Origin of the sequence: Streptomyces bohaiensis, from assembly GCF_012033785.1 — a bacterium.
Lineage (GTDB): Bacteria > Actinomycetota > Actinomycetes > Streptomycetales > Streptomycetaceae > Streptomyces > Streptomyces bohaiensis.
The window spans coordinates 12,703-28,847 of record NZ_JAAVJC010000007.1 but is presented as its reverse complement, the minus strand read 5'-3'; the positions used below and the strand labels follow the sequence as shown (position 1 = coordinate 28,847).

15 protein-coding genes are annotated in these 16,145 nt (G+C 73.8%); 9 read left to right on the top strand and 6 right to left on the bottom strand.

Features of this window, described 5'->3' with window-relative positions; all coding sequences use genetic code 11:
- The first annotated feature begins 2 nt into the window (after positions 1–2).
- From atpD to HCN52_RS02100, 3 genes are all read left to right on the top strand, one after another.
- Complete coding sequence (gene atpD, locus HCN52_RS02110; RefSeq protein WP_168086601.1) at positions 3–1,439, top strand: F0F1 ATP synthase subunit beta; 1,437 nt, start codon at positions 3–5, stop codon at positions 1,437–1,439.
- A 120-nt stretch (positions 1,440–1,559) separates the two neighbouring features.
- Positions 1,560–1,943 (top strand): F0F1 ATP synthase subunit epsilon, encoded by a 384-nt coding sequence (locus HCN52_RS02105; protein WP_167968266.1) that lies wholly within the window; start codon positions 1,560–1,562, stop codon positions 1,941–1,943.
- Positions 1,944–1,987: 44 nt separating this feature from the next.
- Complete coding sequence (locus HCN52_RS02100; RefSeq protein ID WP_168086600.1) at positions 1,988–2,434, top strand: DUF2550 domain-containing protein; 447 nt, start codon at positions 1,988–1,990, stop codon at positions 2,432–2,434.
- Positions 2,435–2,688: 254 nt separating this feature from the next.
- On the opposite strand, the gene HCN52_RS02095 is transcribed toward HCN52_RS02100, so the two are convergent.
- From HCN52_RS02095 to HCN52_RS02085, 3 genes are all read right to left on the bottom strand, one after another.
- Positions 2,689–4,278 (bottom strand): glycosyl hydrolase family 18 protein, encoded by a 1,590-nt coding sequence (locus tag HCN52_RS02095; RefSeq protein ID WP_420919014.1) that lies wholly within the window; start codon positions 4,276–4,278, stop codon positions 2,689–2,691.
- 306 nt (positions 4,279–4,584) lie between these two features.
- Positions 4,585–5,280, bottom strand: a complete 696-nt coding sequence (locus HCN52_RS02090) for a response regulator (RefSeq protein ID WP_168086599.1) — start codon at positions 5,278–5,280, stop codon at positions 4,585–4,587.
- Positions 5,277–6,566 (bottom strand): sensor histidine kinase, encoded by a 1,290-nt coding sequence (locus HCN52_RS02085; RefSeq protein ID WP_168086598.1) that lies wholly within the window; start codon positions 6,564–6,566, stop codon positions 5,277–5,279. The genes HCN52_RS02090 and HCN52_RS02085 overlap by 4 nt, the downstream gene beginning before the upstream one ends.
- 155 nt (positions 6,567–6,721) lie before the next feature.
- Between HCN52_RS02085 and HCN52_RS02080 the strand changes: the two genes are divergently transcribed.
- Together HCN52_RS02080 and HCN52_RS02075 are read left to right on the top strand one after the other, a co-directional pair.
- Positions 6,722–7,495, top strand: a complete 774-nt coding sequence (locus tag HCN52_RS02080) for a GIDE domain-containing protein (protein WP_168086597.1) — start codon at positions 6,722–6,724, stop codon at positions 7,493–7,495.
- A 133-nt stretch (positions 7,496–7,628) separates the two neighbouring features.
- Positions 7,629–8,387: a hypothetical protein gene (locus tag HCN52_RS02075; RefSeq protein ID WP_209314059.1), complete on the top strand. Its 759-nt coding sequence runs from the start codon at positions 7,629–7,631 to the stop codon at positions 8,385–8,387.
- On the opposite strand, the gene HCN52_RS02070 is transcribed toward HCN52_RS02075, so the two are convergent.
- Complete coding sequence (locus HCN52_RS02070; RefSeq protein WP_168086596.1) at positions 8,291–8,863, bottom strand: cob(I)yrinic acid a,c-diamide adenosyltransferase; 573 nt, start codon at positions 8,861–8,863, stop codon at positions 8,291–8,293. The genes HCN52_RS02075 and HCN52_RS02070 overlap by 97 nt on opposite strands.
- Before the next feature lie 137 nt (positions 8,864–9,000).
- On the opposite strand from HCN52_RS02070, the gene HCN52_RS02065 reads away from it, so the two are divergent.
- From HCN52_RS02065 to HCN52_RS02055, 3 genes are all read left to right on the top strand, one after another.
- The gene (locus tag HCN52_RS02065; protein ID WP_168086595.1) at positions 9,001–9,849 is read left to right on the top strand and encodes a 3-hydroxyacyl-CoA dehydrogenase family protein; all 849 of its coding nucleotides are present in this window, start codon (positions 9,001–9,003) and stop codon (positions 9,847–9,849) included.
- A gap of 490 nt (positions 9,850–10,339) precedes the next feature.
- Positions 10,340–10,633, top strand: a complete 294-nt coding sequence (locus tag HCN52_RS02060) for an STAS domain-containing protein (RefSeq protein WP_168086594.1) — start codon at positions 10,340–10,342, stop codon at positions 10,631–10,633.
- Between the two features lie 220 nt (positions 10,634–10,853).
- Positions 10,854–13,283 carry an ATP-binding protein gene (locus HCN52_RS02055; RefSeq protein WP_168086581.1) on the top strand — a complete coding sequence of 810 codons (2,430 nt, stop codon included), beginning with the start codon at positions 10,854–10,856 and terminating at the stop codon, positions 13,281–13,283.
- A gap of 263 nt (positions 13,284–13,546) precedes the next feature.
- On the opposite strand, the gene nucS is transcribed toward HCN52_RS02055, so the two are convergent.
- Positions 13,547–14,218 (bottom strand): endonuclease NucS, encoded by a 672-nt coding sequence (gene nucS, locus HCN52_RS02050; RefSeq protein ID WP_168086593.1) that lies wholly within the window; start codon positions 14,216–14,218, stop codon positions 13,547–13,549.
- A gap of 264 nt (positions 14,219–14,482) precedes the next feature.
- On the opposite strand from nucS, the gene HCN52_RS02045 reads away from it, so the two are divergent.
- Entirely contained in the window at positions 14,483–14,875 is a 393-nt protein-coding gene (locus tag HCN52_RS02045; protein WP_168086592.1) for an SCO5389 family protein, read from the top strand.
- Here HCN52_RS02045 and HCN52_RS02040 read toward each other — a convergent pair.
- Entirely contained in the window at positions 14,844–15,992 is a 1,149-nt protein-coding gene (locus HCN52_RS02040; RefSeq protein WP_168086591.1) for an LLM class flavin-dependent oxidoreductase, read from the bottom strand. The two genes, HCN52_RS02045 and HCN52_RS02040, sit on opposite strands and share 32 nt — an antisense overlap.
- Between the last annotated feature and the right edge of the window lie 153 nt (positions 15,993–16,145).

Sequence of the window (16,145 nt, the reverse complement as noted above, 5' to 3'; positions counted from 1 at the left end):
TCATGACTACTGCTGCTGAGACGGCGACGGGCCGCGTCGCACGGGTCATCGGCCCGGTCGTCGACGTGGAGTTCCCCGTCGACGCCATGCCGGAGATCTACAACGCGCTGACGGTGGAGGTGCTCGACCCCACCGCGGCGGGCGCCACCAAGACCCTGACGCTGGAGGTGGCGCAGCACCTCGGTGAGGGCCTGGTCCGCGCGATCTCCATGGAGCCCACCGACGGCCTGGTCCGCCAGGCCACGGTGACCGACACCGGCACCGGGATCACCGTCCCCGTCGGCGACGTCACCAAGGGCCGGGTCTTCAACACCCTGGGCAAGATCCTCAACGACCCCGAGGCCGAGGCGGAGGTCACCGAGCGCTGGCCGATCCACCGCAAGGCCCCGGCCTTCGACCAGCTCGAGTCCAAGACCGAGATGTTCGAGACCGGCCTGAAGGTCGTCGACCTGCTGACCCCGTACGTCAAGGGCGGCAAGATCGGTCTGTTCGGTGGTGCGGGCGTCGGCAAGACCGTCCTCATCCAGGAAATGATCATGCGTGTGGCCAAGCTGCACGAGGGCGTTTCCGTGTTCGCCGGTGTCGGTGAGCGCACCCGTGAGGGCAACGACCTCATCGAGGAGATGGCCGAGTCCGGCGTGCTCCCGCAGACCGCGCTGGTCTTCGGCCAGATGGACGAGCCCCCGGGGACCCGTCTGCGCGTCGCCCTGGCCGGTCTGACCATGGCGGAGTACTTCCGCGATGTGCAGAAGCAGGACGTGCTGTTCTTCATCGACAACATCTTCCGCTTCACCCAGGCCGGTTCCGAGGTCTCCACCCTGCTGGGCCGCATGCCCTCCGCGGTGGGCTACCAGCCGAACCTGGCGGACGAGATGGGTCTGCTCCAGGAGCGGATCACCTCGACGCGTGGTCACTCGATCACCTCGATGCAGGCGATCTACGTCCCCGCGGACGACCTGACCGACCCGGCGCCGGCGACCACGTTCGCGCACCTCGACGCCACCACGGTGCTCTCCCGTCCGATCTCGGAGAAGGGCATCTACCCGGCGGTGGACCCGCTGGACTCCACCTCGCGCATCCTGGACCCGCGCTTCATCACGCAGGCCCACTACGACACGGCCTCCCGTGTCAAGGGGATCCTGCAGAAGTACAAGGACCTCCAGGACATCATCGCCATTCTCGGTATCGACGAGCTGGGCGAGGAGGACAAGCTCACCGTCCACCGCGCCCGCCGCATCGAGCGCTTCCTGTCGCAGAACACCCACGCGGCGAAGCAGTTCACCGGTATGGACGGTTCGGACGTCTCCCTGGACGAGTCGATCACGGCGTTCAACGCGATCGCCGACGGTGACTTCGACCACTACCCGGAGCAGGCGTTCTTCATGTGCGGTGGCCTGGACGACCTCCACGCCAAGGCCAAGGAGCTGGGCGTCTCCTGACACCCGGACCGTTTCCGAGGGGGCGGGGTGCCGCCCCGCCCCCTCGGGGCACTCCCGGAGCCGTTCACGGAAGACGGCCCCACTTCCCACTCATCAGCTTTCCATCGTTAAGGAGCCATCGTGGCTGAGCTGGACGTCGAGCTGGTCGCGGCGGACCGCAGTGTCTGGTCGGGCAAGGCCGACATGGTCATCGCCCGCACCACGTCGGGTGACATCGGCATCATGCCCAACCACCAGCCGCTGCTGGGTGTGCTGCAGACGGGTCCCGTGACGATCCGCACCACCGGTGAGAGCGGCCAGGGCACGGTCGTCGCGGCGGTGCACGGCGGATTCCTCTCCTACGCTGACGGTAAGCTGTCGGTGCTCGCGGAGATCGCCGAGCTGGCCGACGAGATCGACGTCGAGCGCGCCGAGCGTGCGTTGGAGAAGGCGAAGGCCGACACCGACTCCCACGCGGAGCGTCGTGCCCACGTACGTCTCGCGGCAGCGGCCAGGAAGAACTGACCGCGGTCCTGACGGTTCACCGGAGTCGAGGAGGTCGCTCGTAGATGGTCCTCGTACTCGTGGTGTGCGCGGTCCTGCTGGCACTGGTGCCGGTGGGACTGCTCGCGTTCGGTGTCCGCCGGCGGCTGATCCAGCGGCCCGGCGGCACGTTCGACTGCAGTGCCCGGTGGACCCCCCCGGAGGCGGGCGCGTCGCCCGGCAAGGGATGGGTCTACGGGGTCGCCCGGTACAACGGCGACCACATCGAGTGGTTCCGGGTCTTCTCCTACGCGCCCCGTCCGCGGATGACGCTGCGGCGCGACAGCATCCAGGTGCGCGACCGCCGCCGGCCCCACGGCGAGGAGGAGCTGGCGCTCCTGTCCGGCGCCGTCGTCCTGACGTGTCGGCACGAGTCGACCGACCTGGAGCTGGCGATGAGCGAGGACGCCCTCACCGGGTTCCTCGCCTGGCTGGAGGCGGCACCGCCCGGCCAGCGCGTGAACGTCGCCTGATCCTCCCCCGGTGTTGTTCGGCCCCTTGTTGCGCCCAGCTCGTCCGGGCCGGGCCCCTTCTCCTTCCGTATCCGTGAGCCGCATCTCCAAGCCGCATCTCCGAGCCGCAGGCGACGTGCCTGCGGCTTCGTCGTGTGCGGTGCACGGACGCGCGGGAAGCGGCCGGAACGTGTGCCGGCCGGGGAGACGGCGGGCGGACCGTCTCCCCGGCCGGGGCCGGCTGGGGCGGGTGCTGCCCGCCCGGGAGGTCGGGGCTAGCCGTTCAGCCCCTGGTCGATGGCGCGGATCAGCTCACCGCCGGCGGTGTCCCCGCTCAGCTCCCAGAACATCGCGCCGCCGAGGCCCTGCTGGTTGGCCCAGGCCATCTTCGACAGCACGGTGGCCGGGGTGTCGTAGGACCACCACTGGTTGCCGCAGTGGGCGTAGGCGGTACCGGCGATGGTGCCGGTGGCGGGGCACCGCTCCTTGAGGACCTTGTAGTCCTCGATCCCCGCCTCGTAGCGGCCCGGGGCCGCACCGGTCGCGCTGCCGCCCGGTGCGGACTGGGTCACCCCGGTCCAGCCGCGGCCGTAGAAGCCGATGCCGAGGGTGAGCTTCTCGGACGGCACGCCCTGCGCCTTCAGCTTGGCGATGGCATCCGCGCTGTTGAAGCCCTGGGCCGGGATGCCCGGGTACGAGGTCAGCGGGGAGTGCGGGGCGGTCGGCCCCTGCGCTGCGAACGCCCCGAAGAAGTCGTAGGTCATCACGTGGATCAGGTCGGCGTACTCGGCTCCGTAGGCGTAGTCGACGGCGTCGATCTTGCCGCCGGTGGAGGCGTCGGCGGTGATGGCCGCCGTCACCAGCTGGTCGCCGAACTCGGCGCGGAACGCCTTCATCATGTCGCCGAAGACCCGCGGTCCGCTGCTGTCGCAGCTCAGCCCGCAGCCGTTGGGGTACTCCCAGTCCAGGTCGATGCCGTCGAAGACACCCTCCCAGCGGGGGTCGTTGACCAGGTCGAAGCAGGAGCGGGCGAACGCCTCCGGGTTCTTCATGGCGTCGGGGAAGCCACCGGACCAGGTCCAACCGCCGAAGGACCACACGATCTTGAGGTGCGGGTGCTGCTCCTTCAGCTTGAGCAGCTGGTTGAAGTTGCCGCGCAGCGGCTGGTCCCAGGTGTCGGCCACGCCGTCGACGCTCTCGGCGGCGGTGTAGGCGCGGTCGGTGGCCGCGTAGGCGTCGCCCATGGTGCAGCGGCCGTTCTGCACGTTGCCGAACGCGTAGTTGATGTGGGTCAGCCGCTCGGCGGAGCCGGAGGTGACGATGTTCCGGGCGTGGTAGTTGCGGTCGTAGACGCCCCACTCGGTGAAGTAGCCGGTGACGACGGAGTCACCGGGGTTGCCCGGCCCCGGGTCGGTGGGGTCGGTGGGGTCCGGATCGGTGGGGTCGGTCGGATCCGGGTCGGCCGGGTCGGTGGGGTCCGGGTCGGTCGGATCCGGGTCGGTGGGGTCGGAACCGCCGTCGCAGGGGGCTCCGTTGACGCGGCAGTCGATCGGGTCACCGAGGCCCCGGGCGCTGAACCCGAAGGAGGTGCTCGCCCCGGGGGCGAGGGTGCCGTTCCATCCGACGTTGGTGACGGTGTAGCGGTTGCCGTCCCGGGTGAGGGCCCCGTCCCAGAGGGTCGAGGTGGAGGTGCCCTCGGGGAAGGTCCAGGTGACGGTCCAGCCCTGCAGGGGGGTGCTGCCCGTGTTGGTGACGGTCCAGCGGGCGTCGTACCCGGTCTCCCACTGGGTGGTCCGGGTGAAGGACGCGGTGGCGGTCGCCGCCTGGGCCGGGCTCGCCAGCGCGACGAGCGCGGTGAGCGGCAGGGCGAGGACGACGAGGAGCGTCACCAGCCTGCGACTGGTTCGGGATCTGTGATCTTCCGAGGTCGTTGACAGCAAGGGAACTCCCGGGGGGTCGGTCAGACAGATCGAGGGGGAATCTGCGCCGCCCGCGAGCACGGCTTGTCATGCATGCGCTCACAGCAGATGCGTTGAGATTAGGACTGGTCCAGACCAGCGGTCAATAGGTCTGGACCTATGCGGAACGTGCGGCCCCGCCGCGCCGCGGCGCGCCCCTCCCCGCACCGCGCCCGAAAGGTTCACTCCCCGCGGCCGGTGGGGGACGCCCGGTCAGACGAGCCCCAACTCGCGTGCCAGCATCGCCGCTTGGACACGACTGCGCAGGTCGAGCTTGGTGAGGACCCTGCTGATGTGGGTCTTGGCCGTGGCCTCCGCCATGCCGAGCCGCCGACCGATCTCCGCGTTCGACAACCCCTGCGCCACCTCCACCAGCACCGCGCGCTCGCGCGGTGTCAACGGTGCCAGCCGCGCCTCCCGTTCCCGCGCGGAGGCCTCCGACGACCGCGGAGGCACCCTCCCGAACTCGGCGATCAACCGCCGCGTCACCGCCGGCGCGATCACCCCCTCGCCCCGCCCCACCGCGCGGACCGCGGCGAGCAGCTCGGACGCCTCCGCGTCCTTCAGCAGGAACCCCGCCGCCCCCGCCCGCAGCGCGCCGAAGACGTACGCGTCCAGATCGAACGTGGTGAGCACCAACACGTCCGCCAGCCCCTCGCGGACGATCAGCCGGGTCGCCGCCACCCCGTCCAGCCGCGGCATCTGCACGTCCATCAGCACCACGTCGGGCCGCAGCTCCCGTGCCGCGGCCACCGCGCGCTCGCCGTCGCCGGCCTCCGCGACCACCTCGACGTCCGGCGCGCCCGTCAGGATCAGCACCAGCCCGGCGCGTACCGCCGACTGGTCCTCGGCCACCACCACCCGCACCGGGGCGCCCTCCGCGCCGCGCTGTCCGCCCTGGTCCCTCATCCGTCCGCCTCCCCGGCCCCGGCGCCGCCGGGAGCCTCCGACTCCGTCGTGCGGGCGGCCCCGGGCGACGGTCCGCCCACGGGCAGCGACACCCGCACCCACCATGCCGGGCCGGAGCCGTCCACGGCCCGCTCGGGTCCGGCCGAGAATGTCCCGCCCAGCAGCTCCGCACGCTCCGCCATGCCGATCAGCCCCGCCCCGGCGCTCGCCACCCGGGGCGACCGGCTCTCACCCAGCGGACTGCGGACGGACACCAGCAGCGCCCCGTCCGCCACCCGCAGACCGACCCGCACCGTGCCCGGCGCGGCGTGGCGCACGGCGTTGGCCAGGGCCTCCTGGACGACCCGGTACGCGGCGAGCTCCACCGGCGCAGGCAGCGGGCCGGAGCGGGCGGCGTCGTCGTCCAGGACGAAGCGAAGCCCCGCCGCCGCGCCCCCGCGGCCGGCTCGCGCGACCAGCGCGGCGAGGCCGTCGAGGGTGGGAGCCACCCTCTCGCCCGCCCCGTCGGCGCCCCGATCGCCGACCGCGCCGGTCGCCGGCCCGCCGGCCTCCCGCAGGATGCCGATCAGCCGACGCATCTCGGCGAGCCCCTGCGTGCTGTTCTCACGGATCACCCCCAGTGCCCGCTGCCGGGTCTCCGCCTCCTCGCGCGACAGCGCGGCCGTGGCGTGGATCGCGATGGCCGAGAGGTGCCCGGCCACCACGTCGTGGAGCTCGCGCGCCACCCGGGCCCGCTCCGCCGCCACCGCCTGCGTCCGGTCCATCTCGGCCAGCAGCGCCGTCTGCTCCGCCCGCAGCCGCTCGGCGTCCGCAGCCTCCCGGTGCGACCTCACCAGCAGCCCGCTGGAGGCGGGCGCGAGCGTCACCAGCGCCAGCACCGCGCCGATCACCAGCGCCTCCGGCCGCCGCATCAGCACCAGCACCCCGACCGTCACCGCCACCGAGCAGGCGGCTGAGACCGGCACCAGCGCCCGGGCGGCACGCCGCGGCCCGTAGCAGGCCGCCGCGTAGACCAGGTCACTGAACATCACCACCGTGACCAGCAGCGACCCGGTCGCCACATCCGCCACCAGGGCGAGCACCCCCAGGCCGAGCCCGAGCAGTGGCGCGATCCGGCGCAGCAGCTCCGCCCCGGCCATCACCGCCAGCGGCACCAGCACCAGCGCGCCCCAGCGGGCACCGGCCGTCGGGTCGTTGTACAGCCCCAGGCGCCAGCTGACGACCCCGGCCGCCAGTCCGGCGCCGCAGATCACCAGGTCGTCACGATGCGGTCGGCGCCGGCTCATGGTGCCCATGCTGCCCGATAGGTTGGGGCCGCCGCACCGGGGACGGGCCGCGGCGCCGGGCTCGCCCGGCGGACGGACGGGACGTGCGGGCCGCTCGGCCCCCGGAACCGGTGGGCGCCCCGGGCGCGTGCTCATCGGTACGACGAGGGGGTTCCATGATCTGGATCGGTCTCATAGCCGCGGTGGCCGCCGTGGGCTGCGTGTTCGCGGCCCGCTCGGCGCAGGGCCGCGCGAAGACACTGCGCAGGGTGGAGACGTTCACCGCCGACGAGGTGAACCAGCTGCACCGCGCCGCCGGCGACGCCGCCGGGCCGGGCCAGTTCCGCTACGCGGTCGAGGTCGTCGGTGCCGTCCACCCCGACGGGCAGGCGCTCACCTCCCAGCTGGCGCAACGCGAGTGCGTCTGGCACCGGCACAAGGTCACCCACACGTACTGGGAGACCGTCCGCGACAGCAACGGCAACACCAAGCGGCAGGAGCGCAGCCGCGTCGTCTCCGAGCACACCAGCGGGGCCGACTTCCTCGTCCGGGACGCCACCGGCGACGTGCTGGTCAGCCCCGGCAAGGGGGTGGACCAGCCGGAGAAGATCCTCGACAACTTCGAGAAGGGCGGCGGCCGGGGGCACAGCGCGATCACCTTCGGGTCCTTCTCGCTGCCGCTCGGGTCCCGCAGCGGCACCGTCGGCTACCGGTACGAGGAGTGGGCGCTGCTGCCGGGCCGTACGGTCTTCGTCCATGGCGAGGCCGACGACTCGGCCGGGCGGCTGGTGGTGGGGGCGCCGGCCGACGGCGGTCTCCACCTGGTCTCCACCCGCACGCAGGAGGAACTGCTGAAGTCCGAGGGGGCCAAGGAACGCGGGTTCCGCATCGCCGCGGTGGTCTGCGGCGCCGGCGCCGCGGTGGCGCTGGTGGCCGCGCTCCTGGGCTGACCGCCGGCCCGGGGCGGTCCCCGGTGCGTGTACACCGAAGGGTGCAGTCCGCGGCGCCGAGCTCGTCACGGGCGACGACGCGCCGCGGCGGGCCCCGGCGGCAGGCTCGTGGGGACACCACGAGGAGGTCGCTGTGATCATCGCGCTCGTCGTCGCCGCCGAGATCGGATTCTGGCTCGTGCTGGGCGCCGGACTCGCGGCGCGCTACCTGCTGCACCGGCCGCGGGCGGGCGCCGCACTGCTGCTCTGCGTCCCGCTCATCGACGTGCTGCTGCTGACGGCGACCGCCGTCGACCTGGCCCGGGGCGCCGAGCCCGGGCCGCGCCACGTCCTGGCCGCCCTCTACCTGGGCTTCACCGTCGCCTACGGCCACCGGCTGATCCGCTGGGCCGACGCCCACGCCGCCCACCGGGCCGGACGGGGGCCGCGCCCCGCGAAGCCGCCGGCCCGGGGCCGGGAGCGCATCCGCCTCGAACTCGTGCTCTGGCGGCAGACGGTGGTGGCGGCGGCGCTCGCAGCCGTGGTCCTCCAGATGCTCACGGTCGTGGCGGCGGACGGCGCCCGGGCGGACGAGGCTCTCGGCAACGGGCAGGCCCTGGCCGTGCGCATCGCGGTGGTCCACGGCGTCATCGCCCTCTCCGCCCTCTGGTGGGCCCGCCCGCGGCCCGGGGAGCGGTCCGGCGGGCGGCCCGGCCCCACCGGCGACACCGACGGGGCCGGTGTCGCCGGCGGGGCGGGCACGACGGCCGGCACCGCGCCGCGCGTCGCCCGGTGGTCGCCGCGGGGAGCGGCGCCTCAGCGGTTCTCGCCCGGCACCCACAGCACGTCGCCGGTCTCCTTGTTGGCGGCGCGCGCCAGGATGAACAGCAGGTCGGAGAGGCGGTTGAGGTAGGTCGCGGTGAGGGCGTTCATGGTGGCGCCGTGCTCCTCCATCGCCGCCCAGGTGGACCGCTCCGCGCGACGCACCACGGTGCACGCCTGGTGGAGCAGGGCCGCGCCGGGCGTTCCCCCGGGGAGGATGAAGCTGCGCAGCTTCTCCAACTCCGCCAGGTGGCGGTCGCAGTCCTCCTCCAGCCGGTCCACGTACGTCTGGAGCACGCGCAGCGGCGGGTGCTCAGGATCGGCGACCACCGGCGTGGACAGGTCGGCGCCGACGTCGAAGAGGTCGTTCTGCACTCGCACCAGGACCGACGCGACCTCGCCGTCGAGCCCGCCGAGGGCCAGGGCGGTGCCGATGGCGGCGTTCGCCTCGTTGACGTCGGCGTAGGCGGCGATGCGCAGGTCGGTCTTGGCGGTGCGGCTCATGTCACCGAGGGCGGTGGTGCCCTGGTCTCCGGTACGGGTGTAGATGCGCGTGAGGTTGACCATGGCCGAACGCTACCGTCCGGCGCCGGTGTGATGTCCGCCATGTGAGACGTGACGCGCGTCCCTGCCACTCCCCAAGGACCCTGCCGGGCGGTTACATTCCGGCGCAGGCACTTTACGGAACGGCGAAGGGATCTCGCGTGGCAAGGAAGCTCGCTGTCATCGGTGCCGGACTCATGGGGTCCGGTATCGCCCAGGTCTCGGCACGAGCGGGATGGGACGTGGTGCTGCGGGATGTCACCGAGGAGGCACTCGCCCGCGGCGTCGCCGGTATCGAGCAGTCGCTCCAGCGGTTCGTCGCCAAGGAGAAGCTGACGGCCGAGCAGGCGCAGGAGACCCTGGGCCGCATCACCACCACCACCGACCTGGACGCCGCGGCGGAGGCGGACATCGTGGTGGAGGCGGTGTTCGAGCGGCTGGAGACCAAGCAGGAGATCTTCGCCGCACTCGACACCGTCGTCCGCGAGGAGGCGGTGCTCGCCACCAACACCTCGGCGATCCCGATCACCAAGATCGCGGCGGCCACCAAGCGGCCGGAGCGGGTGGTGGGCACCCACTTCTTCTCCCCGGTCCCGATGATGGCCCTGTGCGAGCTGGTGCGCGGTGTCCGCACCAGTGACGAGGCGCTCGCCACCGCCCGCGCGTTCGCGGAGTCGGTCGGCAAGACCTGCGTGGTCGTCAACCGCGACGTCGCCGGGTTCGTGACCACCCGTCTGATCATCGCGCTGGTGGTGGAGGCGGCCAAGCTGCGCGAGTCCGGCGTCGCGACCGCCGAGGACATCGACATCGCCTGCAAGCTCGGGTTCGGGCACGCCATGGGCCCGCTGGCCACCGCCGACCTCACCGGCGTCGACGTGCTCACGCACGCCGCGGAGAACATCTACACCGAGTCCCAGGACGAGAAGTTCGCACCGCCGGAGCTGATGCGGCGCATGGTCGACGCCGGGGTCATCGGCCGCAAGAGCGGCGAGGGCTTCTACCGGTACTGACGGCCGCGGGGCGCTGTCCGGCCCGCCCTCGCGGGGCGGGCCGGACACGCCGCGGGGCGCGGCGGCCGCACCGGGGGCGGCGGCCGCGCGCGCTCCGCCGTTTGTCACCATGCGGGCCCGGGCGTTCACGCGCACGGGTGAAATACGTGACGGAATCGGCCGAGTCGGCAACGCGCCGGGCTGCCGATCCGTCAGATCGGGGGAGGGCTCGGGACCAGCCCCGGTGCCGCCGCGGCGGGTTCCGTGCGCCCGACACCCGCGGTTCCTCACCGCACGCACCAGGAACCCGCCCAGGAAGCACACCCCGGTGGTGGGAACGTCGCTGCCGTCCGGGGTAGCCCGAGAACAACCGGTGGCACCGCCGCGGGCGCGCCGTCCGTGTGCGGCGGGGCCCGCGGGGCGCCACGGCCCCGCGGCGAGACGAACAGACCGAGAACGAGACCGCCTTCGGCCCGGTGACCCGGGGCCGGGGGCCGAGCGGGGAGAGCGTATGCACATCAGGGGCGACCACACCGAGTTGGTCGTCGGAGGTCGCCTGGACGTACGCAGCGCCGCGGACGCCCGGTCCGCGCTGCACGACGCCGTGGACTCCGGCCACGGGGACCTGGTCCTGGATCTCCGCGAGCTCGACGCGTGGGACTCCACCGGGCTGGGGGTGATCATGGGCACCCATCGGCGGGCGGGCCGCTGCGGTCGGCGGCTGGTGCTGCGCGAGGTCCCGCCCCGCATGCGACGGCTGCTGGTGGCCACCCGGCTCCACCGCATCCTCACCATCACCCCGTGACGCGCCGCGGGGGGTCGGGCACCAAGCCCGACTTCCCGCGGCCGGGCACGCCGCCGAAGCGGGGCAAAACGGCAGCCACCGGGCCCTGCTCGACAGCCGCTCGGGTGGCGGTGGTACGACAGTACTTCTGGACCCGCTGTCAGTGCGGTCCAGGCGACCGACGGCCCGCCCCGGACCGTCGCCCCCCGGCGACGTCCGCCGCTTCCGAGGGAACGACACCATGGACACCGACCACCCGGCACCCGACGGTCCGGAGCCCCGGGACAACGGCGGCGGTCCACGGCGCCCCGCCGAGCTGATCGCCGGCGACTTCCTCCTGACGCTGAACCCCGTCGACGGCAGCCAGATAGAGTCCTGCCCGCCCGGCCGGCGGCCCGTGGCGGGACGCCGCTTCCCCGACCCCGTCGCGCCCGGCGGCCCGCGTCCGGTCCTGCTGGAGCGCGAGGACCAGCGCGAGCGCCTGGCTCGGCTGCTCTCCCGGGGACGCTCCGTGCGGCTCACCGGCCCCGCCGGCAGCGGTCGCACCGCCCTGCTCGACGCCGTGGCCCGGGACTGCGCGGACCTCGCGCCCGACGGACTCATACGCCTGAGCGGCCACCACCGCAGCGCCGCCGACCTCAAGCACGAGCTGTACGGCGCCGCCCACGAGGCCCCCGAGCACCGCCCGGCCCCCGCGGAACTGCGGGCGGCGCTGCGCGGTATCGGGGCCGTGGTGCTGGTGGACGACGTCGAGTTCACCGGCAACGCCCTGGAGGAACTGCTCGACGCCACTCCCGAGTGCGCCTTCCTGCTGACCGCCGCGCCGGGCAGCCACGGCCCGGGAGCCGACTCCCGTCTGGAGGAGGTCGTCCTCGGCGGCCTCAGCCGCACCGGCTGCGTGGAACTGCTGGAGAGCCTCGCCGGGCGGGCGCTCACCGACGAGGAGTCCGACTGGGCCGGCGACCTCTGGTCCGCCACCGAGGGGCTGCCCGTCCGGTTCGCCCAGGCCGGTGAGTACCTGCGGCTTCGCGACGGCGGCCGGGCGACGGGGCCCCTGCCGGAGCCCGACGCGCTGGTCGTCGCGCTCGCCGCCGCGCTCCCCGAGGGGGCGCGCGAGACACTGCGGATCGCCGTCGCCCTCGGCGGCGCGCTCCCGGCCGCCGCGCAGTTGCCCGCGCTCACCGGCGACCACACCGTCCTCGCCGACCACGACCGGTTGCACACCGCAGGCCTGCTCTCCAGGACCGGCGACCACGTCCGCACCGCCGCCGGGGTGGTCGAGGCGCTGGCCGCCGCCGGTTACGCCGAGGGCGCGCAGGAGCGGGCGCTGGGCACGGCCCAGCACTACGCCTGGTGGCTGTCGGATGCCGAGCCCGCGCCCCGCGAGGTCGCCGCGGAGGCCGAGACCCTGCCCGCGGTGGCGCGCGCGGCGCAGCGCGCCGGGCACCACGAGGCGGTGGCCTCGCTGGTGCGGGCCGCCGCCCCGCGGCTCGCGCTGGCGCTCCGCTGGGGCGTCTGGGAGCGGATGCTGCGGACGGGGCAGGAGTGCGCGCGGGCGGCCGGCTTCGTCGCCGACCAGGCCTACTTCCACCACGAGCTGGGCGTGCTGGCCATCTGCCGGGACCAGCTCGACCGGGCCCGGGCCGAGTTGGAGGCATCGGTGGCGCTGCGTGCCGCGCTGGCCGACTCCGGCGGCGTGCACGCCGGTCGGCGCGCGCTCGCCCTCGTCGAGGACCTGGTGCTGCCGGCGCAGACCCCTGCGACCGCCGTGCACCCGGTGGCCGTGCCGGAGCAGGCGGCGACGCCGCCGCCGGAGTCGGACACCGTGATGATCCCGCGCGGCAGCGAGGACAGCACACAGCTGATCACGGCGGTGGGCGCCGCCCCGCCGCCCGAGGAGCCGCGCGGCGGGTTGCGGAAGGCCGCCCTGGCGGGGACCCGCCGCAACACCGTGGCGGCCGGTACGGGGGTCCTGCTGGCCGCCGTGCTCGGCACGGTCGTCACCCTGGGGCTCACCTCCGGGGAGACCGACCTGCCGGACACCCGGCCGCGCACCGACGACCCGACCTCCGCGCCGGACGCCGACGGCGCCGAGTCGGAGGAGGAGCCGAGCAGGGAGGCCGACGAGCGCGAGGACGACGACGTCGACGACGACGACACGGGCGAGGCCGACCGCCCGAGCACGGAGAACACGCCCGAGGATCCCGAGCAGGACCCGGAGTCCCCCGAGGCCGACGGCTCGGGGGAGCCCGGTGAGCAGGAGCCGCAGCCCGGGGACGGCGGTACCACCACCGGCGGTGGCGGTACCGGCGGTGGCTCGTCCGGTGGGGACGGCGGCAGCGGGGGCACCGGCGGCGGCAACGGCGGTGGCTCGCCCGGCGGGGACGGCGGCAGCGGGGGCACCGGCGGCGGCAGCGGCAACGGTGGCGGCGGCACCGGTGGGAACGGGGGCAACGGCGGCAACGGCGGTACTCCGCCCGACCCGACGAGCCCCGACCCGGACCCGACGAGTCCCGACCCGGACCCGACGAGTCCGGACCCGGACCCGACGAGTCCGGACCCGGACCCGACGAGTCCGGACCCCGACCCCTCCGGCCCGGGGGCCTCTCCGTCGAGCACGGCGCCCACCGGCTCGCCGTCGCCCACCGCCTCCGGGTTCTACGACCTCTGACGGGGCGGCAAGCACGACCGACGCGACCGTGGCGCCCGCCGGAGGGCGGGGTCCACGGCCGCGTCGGTCGTCGGATGCCGACGGCGGGGACGCCCCGGGCGGGGCGCCGCGACCGTCGCGCGGGCGGTGCCGCTCGCGCGGAACCGGCGCGATCGGGTGGGCCGGTGGCACGTATTCACGCCGTGGCGCACGGTGCCGGCCGTCCGGGGCGGCCGTTCCTCCCGGCCGCGTCGGAGCCGGCGGGCATGGAGGCCGAGCGGGCGTCAGAACAGCCGCAGCTTGTCGTCCTCGATGCCGCGGAGCGCGTTGTAGTCCAGCACCGCGCACTGGATGCCGCGGTCGGTGGCGAGCACCCGGGCCTGCGGCTTGATCTCCTGGGCGGCGAACACGCCCTTCACCGGAGCGAGATGCGGGTCCCGGTTGAGCAGCTCCAGGTAGCGGGTCAGCTGCTCGACGCCGTCGATCTCGCCGCGCCGCTTGATCTCGACCGCGATGGTGGTGCCGTCCGCGTCCCGACCGAGGATGTCCACCGGTCCGATGGCCGTGGGGTACTCGCGGCGGATCAGCGACCACCCCTCGCCGAGGGTCTCCATCCGGTCCGCCAGCAGCTCCTGGAGGTGCGCCTCCACGCCGTCCTTGACCAGCCCGGGATCGACTCCGAGCTCGTGCGAGCTGTCGTGGAGGATCTCGTCCATGGTGATGATCAGTTTCTCGCCTGCCTTGTTCACCACGGTCCACACCGCCACGCCGTTCTCCTCGCCCTCCTTGAGGGTGCACGGCGGCGACATCCAGTTGAGCGGCTTGTAGGCGCGGTCGTCGGCGTGTACCGACACCGAACCGTCGGCCTTCACCAGGATCAGGCGCGGAGCCAGGGGCAGATGTGCGGTGAGCCGGCCGGCGTAGTCCACGGAGCAGCGGGCGATGACGAGACGCATGGTCGGTCACGCTACCTGTCCGGGCGCCGGGAGGCGAAGCCGCCTCCGGGTTCGCAGCGGTCCGCTCATATGCCCGGTAATACAGCGGTTTGCAATTGGCTGACTATAAGCGCGCTCCACTGACATGATCGGCCAACCGGCTTACCTTGGCAGCAACGAGGATGTCGCCGTACGAACGCGCACGATCACAGATGTCTCAGCGGTGCAGCCCCGGTTCCATCCGTTCAGATCCCGTGACCCGGGGATCGCGAGAGGAGAAACCACATGTCGCTCGATGTCACGCCTGCCCTTCTGGCGCAGGCCGAGCGAGGAGAGGTCGACGAGGCCGAGTTCGTCGACTGCGTGCGGACGTCCCTGCCCTACGCCTGGGAGATGATCAGTTCCCTGACGGCCCGACTGGAGGTCGATGGCGGCGAGTTCGCCGACAACACGACGCCGCCCCCGACCGAGGCGGCTCGCGGGCAGCTGCTGCGTGCCCTGGCCAGCGACGCGATCCGCGGTTCGCTGGAGCGGCACTTCGGGGTGCGGCTCGCCTTCCAGAACTGCCACCGGGTGGCGGTCTTCCCGACCGGCGCCCAGGCCGACGACCGGCTGAAGCGATTCACCTCCGTCCGCGGCCAGTTGCTCAACCAGTCGCCCGAACTGCGGGACTGCTGACCGAGACCTCGGTGCGGCCGGAGGCCGACCGGGCCGCCGGCGGTGCCGCCTCCCCCCTCCCGGGGCCCGGGGCGGCGGCACCGGGAGTCGGGCGGGGGAGCAGCGGCAGTACCTCGGCCCCCAACCGGCGCAGGTTCTCCTCCGTGGCGTCCAGTCGGCCCGAGCCTTCCGGGAGCAGCGCGAACCGCGTCACGCCGGTCCGCTCCGCCGTCCCGGCGAGCCGGTCCGCGCAGAGCCGCGGCGGGCCCACCGGGTGCATCTCGCAGAGGAGTTCGGTGTACGCCAGGGGGTCCCGCATCCGCCGGGGACGGCCGTCCGCCGTCCGGTAGGCCCCCAGCCCCCTGCGGAACCACTCGGGCATCGAACGGCGCAGCACCGACACCGCCTCGCTCCGGGAGTCCCCGACCTGCACCACTCCGACGGCGACGTGACCGGCGGCGCCCACCCGCGCCGGTTCGGCACCGGACTCCAGCGCGGTGCGGCGCCACAGCGCCACCATCTCCGCGCGCTCCTCGTCGTCCGCGTGCATCCCCAGCAGCATCGGCAGGCCGCGCAGCGCGGCGGTCCGCACCCCGCCGGGTGAGGTGCAGGCCATCACCACCGGAGGGCCCGCGCCGTCCGGGCCGGCGTCCGGGCGCGGCACCACCGGGACGCTGGGGAACCGGAACCGCTCGCCCGCGGCCCCCACCCGCTCCTCCCGCAGCCACCGCAGCAGCAGGTCCAGCGCCTCGGGGAAGTCCCGCTCGTACGCGTCGAGACCGGTGCCGAACACCGAGAGGTCGATCCAGGGCCCGCCACGCCCCACCCCGAGGGTGAACCGCCCCTCCGAGGTCAGATGCAGCAGCGCGGCCTGCTCGCCGAGCGAGACGGGATGCGTGGTCGGCAGCACGCTGACGGCGGTGCCGACGCCGATGCGCCGGGTGCGGCCCAGCAGGAAGCCGGCGAGGGTCGCGGCGGAGGGGCAGATGCCGTAGGGGATGAAATGGTGCTCGGCCAGCCAGACGGCGTCGAGCCCGGCCTCCTCGGCGACCTCGGCCGACCGCACCACTCGGTGCAGCACCTCGTCGTGTGTCTGGCCTGCGAACTGTCCCGCCAGCACGAACGTGCCTACCCGCATCTCGCGTGCCCCTCCCGCCGCCGCGGCGGCGCATCATCCGGTGATGGTATTAACGCGTGACACGTGCCCAAGGCACGGTCCGGCCGGAGATTTCTGTGCGAGCGCGCGGTGCGCGCGGCGGGGACCGGCGACTGCGTACGCTGGTGGGGGACG